We start from the raw sequence: 4,885 nt of genomic DNA on the forward strand, positions 1-4,885 counted from the left end.
TACAGATGCCCTATCGAAATGATGACGGAAATGATGTCCAAGCATCATGAGAGTCCATCCCTAACTCAATAGCCGGGTGTTGCACTCAGCCTCTGAAACCGCCGTTATTTAAAAGCTTTGGACTATCGTCGGCAACCTCTTTTTCATCTAAAGTCGAACCTGACCTACCTTGTTCAGGTGAGTCTGGTTCATGACGGCTTGATGATGAAGATGAGGGCTCCTGCGTATCAAGCGCTCCCCTACGCGGCTCTGGCCTCTGCAAATCCGGTCGCTTCTTCAGCTCATCTTCATGCTCAAGCATCCACTGGCCCAATCGCTCGCCTTTGGCGCTGGCTCGCATTTCATTCGCCAGAGCACGAGCATTACCGCGACCGCGTGTGATGTACAGAACCATCGCGCCCAGAAGCAGAATCACCACTTCAACGTGCCCTTGGGCGATTTCCTGAACAGCACTGTTCTGTGCAGCCAGGTCGTCTCCCATGAACGGGTTCCGCCCTTGTTCGCGGGGGCCTTGCCATGCTGTGGTGATGCCACGAGTGTAGTATTCAATGATGCGCGGAAAGCCGTCGATGACGGATTCAGCGATGGCTTCCAGACCCAGTATTCCCAATATAAAGGCACTGGCCTGGGCACCCAACGCAGCCCCAATCAAACCACCGGGAACAGCGCCCAGTCCGAAAAAAAGTACGCCAGCGCTTGCTCCGGCCGCCCCTCCGACAAAAGCACTGCCTACGACGATCATGGCCATCTGGGTAACGACATCGATCAAGTCTTTGATGATGCTGGAGATGTCGAGATCGACGAACCGCTGTCCCAGTATGCGGCAAGCCTCCCATTCGGCACGGTCGAACGCGGACCGAACGCAATTGAAACGGCGCATGATCAATGCGGGCGACGGGACGGGTTCATTTCGGTGTGTGCGAAAATGGCCCCCTCTGTAGGGCGCGATATCGCGGTCAAGCTGTCGCCGTATGCTATCCCATGAAGGCAGCATGTGAAAAAAGAACATTCGGAGTCTCCCTGACAATTCTTGATACAGCTCTGCCTGAGCAACTTAACAGAAGAGGTGCAAGAAATTCTGGGGCTTACATGAAACCCGTAAAAATTCGGAAAATTCTTACGTCAGCTTTGGTCGCTCAAAAGCAGCACTTGCTTGGCTGCCAGATCATCGTCGTAGCGCTGATCATTGAAGTCTATACATGAGCCTTGACGGGCCGGAAGAGCAAGATTCTGCCCGAAGGGCGTGGGTATTTCAGGAGGTTACGACGGTTACGAAGCGGGCCGAAATGGGTGACTTTGGTTGTGCCTGATGTACCGCTTGCACAGGTTTTGCTGCCGGTTCCCGGCAGATCGCGAACAAGTTCGCTCCTACGCCCTCCGGGCAGAAGCTTGGATTCGTGGGTAATCTGATATTTGCCTGATGGCTTGGATGTGAAGCGGAGCGTCACGAAATGCGTGTCAACGCGGAGCATTGGCACGATAGGTATTACCGAGTGCCTGCAGGGCCACTACACCCCGCAGGCATCCTCCATCAGAACTGCCAATCCAGCGACAAGCCCACACCGTGGGTCTTATCCCGCGCACCCAGCAAGCCGTTGTAGTCCAGGTTGATGCGTGCGTCCTTGCCCAACGCCAGGCTGGCGCGGGCGCCGACTGCGGCGGCGTCGCGGTCCATTGAGACGCTTTGGGTGTTGAAGCTGTTGCCTGCACTGGCGAAGGCCAGGTGTTGCTCGGACGAGGTGTCGCTCAGGTTGTGCTGCCAGCCGAGGGTGGCGGAGACATCGAGTTTTTGGGTGTCGTTGAGGTTGAAGCGGTTACCGGCGCGTATGCCCAGGGTCGAGAGCACGGTGTCGCGGGTGTCGTCGCCGCCTTTAAGGGCCGTGGCGCCGCCCTTTTCGCTGAAGCTGTCGCTGTCGAAGTGCACGTAAGCCAGGTTGGCGAACGGTTCCAGTGTCAGCGGTTGCAGGTTGAGGCGGTAGGCGGCTTCGGTGAAGACCTGGCTCGACTGGGCGTCACGTTTGACTTTCTGGCGGTCGGCGAACGCGCCGAATTGCAGGTCGCGTTTCACGTCGATGCGGTGCCAGCTGTGCGACGCGCCTGCGGTCAGGCGCACGGGGCCCTGTTCGTGGCCGATGTACGCGCCCAAGTGGTAGCTGTCTGCCGATGCTCGCGAGTGGGTGTCGTCGCCCAGGCTGAGCGAGGTGTCGCTGTAACCTGCCATTGCGCCCAGGCGGGTGTGATCGCTGATCAGGCCATCGACACCGGCGAGCAGGCCACCAAGCGATGAGGTCGAGCTGGCAGCGTCGCTGCTGCCGGCGTTTTTGCCCCACGCGCCAAGTGCCTTGACCCACACCGAGTTGTCTTCGCTGCCCGGTGCTGGCTGGTCGTACAGCCCTGCGACGCGCAGGCGATCACCCACGGCGTCGCGCAGTTGGCGGCTGTCGTTGATCAGTTGCGTGGCGATGGCCGGATGCACTTCGCCCGACAACTGGGTGAAGGCGCGGCGGGCGGTGGCGGTGTCCGGGCTGAGGATGACGCTCTCGTACACCGAATTGCCAGCACTCAGTTGCTCGATGGCCTGGGCCACGCTGCGCTGGTTGTCGGTTTGCGCAGCGCTGGCGAAGCTGTCGCCGTTGCGCTCAAGGGCGAGGGTTACGCCGGTGCCGGTGTACGCCAGGTTGCCAGCGAGGAACGCGTAATCGTCGGTGACCGAACCGAACTGGCCCTGAATGCCGCCAGCCGCTTGCAACACGTTGTATTGACGGCCGATGACGCTGCTGGTCTGGTTGCTGCTGAGCAGAGCGGCGTTGTCGTTTTCCAGCGTCACGGCCATGTTGGCGCCGCTGACGGTGGCGGTGCCGCCGACCACGATGCGGTCGCTGGCGGTGGGGGACAATTCAACCGCGTAAGTCGAGCCCGGTGCCAGATTGAGGTCGCCCGCCACCTGCAAGGTGCCGATGGAATTGCCCGGCGCGACCACGCCGCCACTGCGCGCAGTCAGCCCGCCGATCTGGCCATTGCCGCCCAGCGTGCCGCCCGCATTGATCTGCACGGCGGACACCAGCGAGCCATTGACCGACAGCACGCCACCGTTGACCAGCGTTTCGCCACGATAAGTGTTGGCACCTTCCAGAATCAGCCGGCCCGCGCCGGATTTGATCAGGCTGCCTTGGTACTGGCGCTGGGCAGCGGCAGTAGCACGCGCAGTGCCGGTGGCGTAGTCGGCCTGGTCCTGCTGGCTGGCAGTGCTGGCGACGCCGTTTTGCCAGCCTTTGCTGATCAGTGTTTGCCGCCAAGAGGCCTGCTCGGCGGTGTCTTCGGCCTGACGCTGAATCAGCGCCTGATCGGAGATGTTGTTGCTCCATGTATCGGTCAAGCCTGCGCCGAGGTTGGCGTCGAAGGTGCCAAGCAATTGACCGGGACCGCGCATCGCCCGCTCCAGATTGGCCACGCCCCAACCGACGCTGGTGGTCGGTGCCTGAGTGACCGAGCCATCGAGCTGGGTGGCGGTGGTCAGCAGCACTTGCAGCGCCTGCTCGTTGTTCAGGTACGGGAAGCGTTCCATCACCAGCGCCAGTGCGCCGGTGGCGTGCGGTGCAGACATAGAGGTGCCGGACTTGATGCCGTAACCGCCGCCAGGCACGGTGCTGTTGATCAGCCGGCCGGGCATGGTGATGCACCAGTATTTGGATAGGCCGCACTGGTTGTAGCGTTGACCGTTGGAGGCGTCGAGGCCCGACACGGCCAGCCAGTGGCCTTCGAGGTCTGGCTCGAAATATGGCAAAGAGGCGCGCACGCTGGCGTTGGCGTAGCCGGAGTTACCGGCGCTGAATACGTTGATCACGCCTTTGCGCGAGACGTTGGCCGCTTCGTCCAGCCAGGTGCCACGGTTGTAATGCTGAGCATAGGCGGCACGCACGCCCGCTTCGGTGGCGTAGGTTACGTCGGCCGGCTGGCTGCCCCAGCTGTTGTTGATGGCGCGCACGCCAGCATCAGCCAGTGCGCCATACACCGCCTTGAAATACTGCGGGTCCGGGTTTGGGCCGAACAGGAAGCTGTCGTTCTGATTGGTGTTACCGACGTAGATTTGCGCGTTGTACGCCACGCCATGCATTTCCACGCCATCGCGCGCCGCGCCCATGGTGCCGGTGACGTGCGTACCGTGGGTGTCGTTGTTGGGGTTGATCGCGCCAGTGACGCTGAACGGTGTGCCGTTGACGTAAGTGCCCGTGGCGGTCACTGCGTGATAGCGGGATGGGCTGGCTTCTGGATGAGACGGATCGAAACCCGAGTCCAGCGCGCCGATCTTGACCCCTGCGCCCGTAATGCCAGCAGCGTAGGCCTGATCAGCCTGAATCCGACCCAGGCCCCAGTCGCTTTGGAATTCTGCCGAGCGCCAACTGGCCGCATCACCCAACTTTCCCTGCTCGACATAATCAGCGTAGGCCGAACAGCCGAAAGTGAAAGACAGCGCGCACAGTGCGCCAGTTGCTACGGTTTTTGAAGAATAACGGGCAGCACTCACATACTTCGACTTTTGCATCCCTGCACACCTGCTAATGGTTGGCTCCTGATTGAGCGCAGCCAAAACATAGTCCGCAGTTACATACTTGGCAACAGATTTATTTCAATTTTGATACAGAGTTATGAGTATTCACGAGTGCCATTTGTCGGTATTTAACTTGGTGATATCTGCATGAATTAATTGAACTTATTTATCTTTATGCAAGCAAGCCACTCAAATCGATGGTGGCTATTTAATTGTACATGGGTGTCTTCGGGCATGGATTAAAACTTTCAAAATCGACGCTAGTGTACTGTTTTCGAAATAAGTTACCCATAACCTGCAAGCTAAGCTATTGATAAGATTTGAATTTTCCGTTAG

1 protein-coding gene and 1 pseudogene are annotated in these 4,885 nt (G+C 59.4%); both read right to left on the reverse strand.

Annotated elements, in window-relative coordinates:
- Positions 1-207: 207 nt before the first annotated feature.
- A pseudogene (locus DW49_RS0122325) lies at positions 208-1,009 on the reverse strand (DUF6861 domain-containing protein); the annotation flags it as partial.
- Between the two features lie 522 nt (positions 1,010-1,531).
- Positions 1,532-4,543: an autotransporter serine peptidase EprS gene (gene eprS / locus DW49_RS0122340; RefSeq protein ID WP_005616317.1), complete on the reverse strand. Its 3,012-nt coding sequence runs from the start codon at positions 4,541-4,543 to the stop codon at positions 1,532-1,534.
- Positions 4,544-4,885 lie beyond the last annotated feature (342 nt).

The sequence above is a fragment of the Pseudomonas avellanae BPIC 631 genome (genome assembly GCF_000444135.1).
Lineage (GTDB): Bacteria > Pseudomonadota > Gammaproteobacteria > Pseudomonadales > Pseudomonadaceae > Aquipseudomonas > Aquipseudomonas avellanae.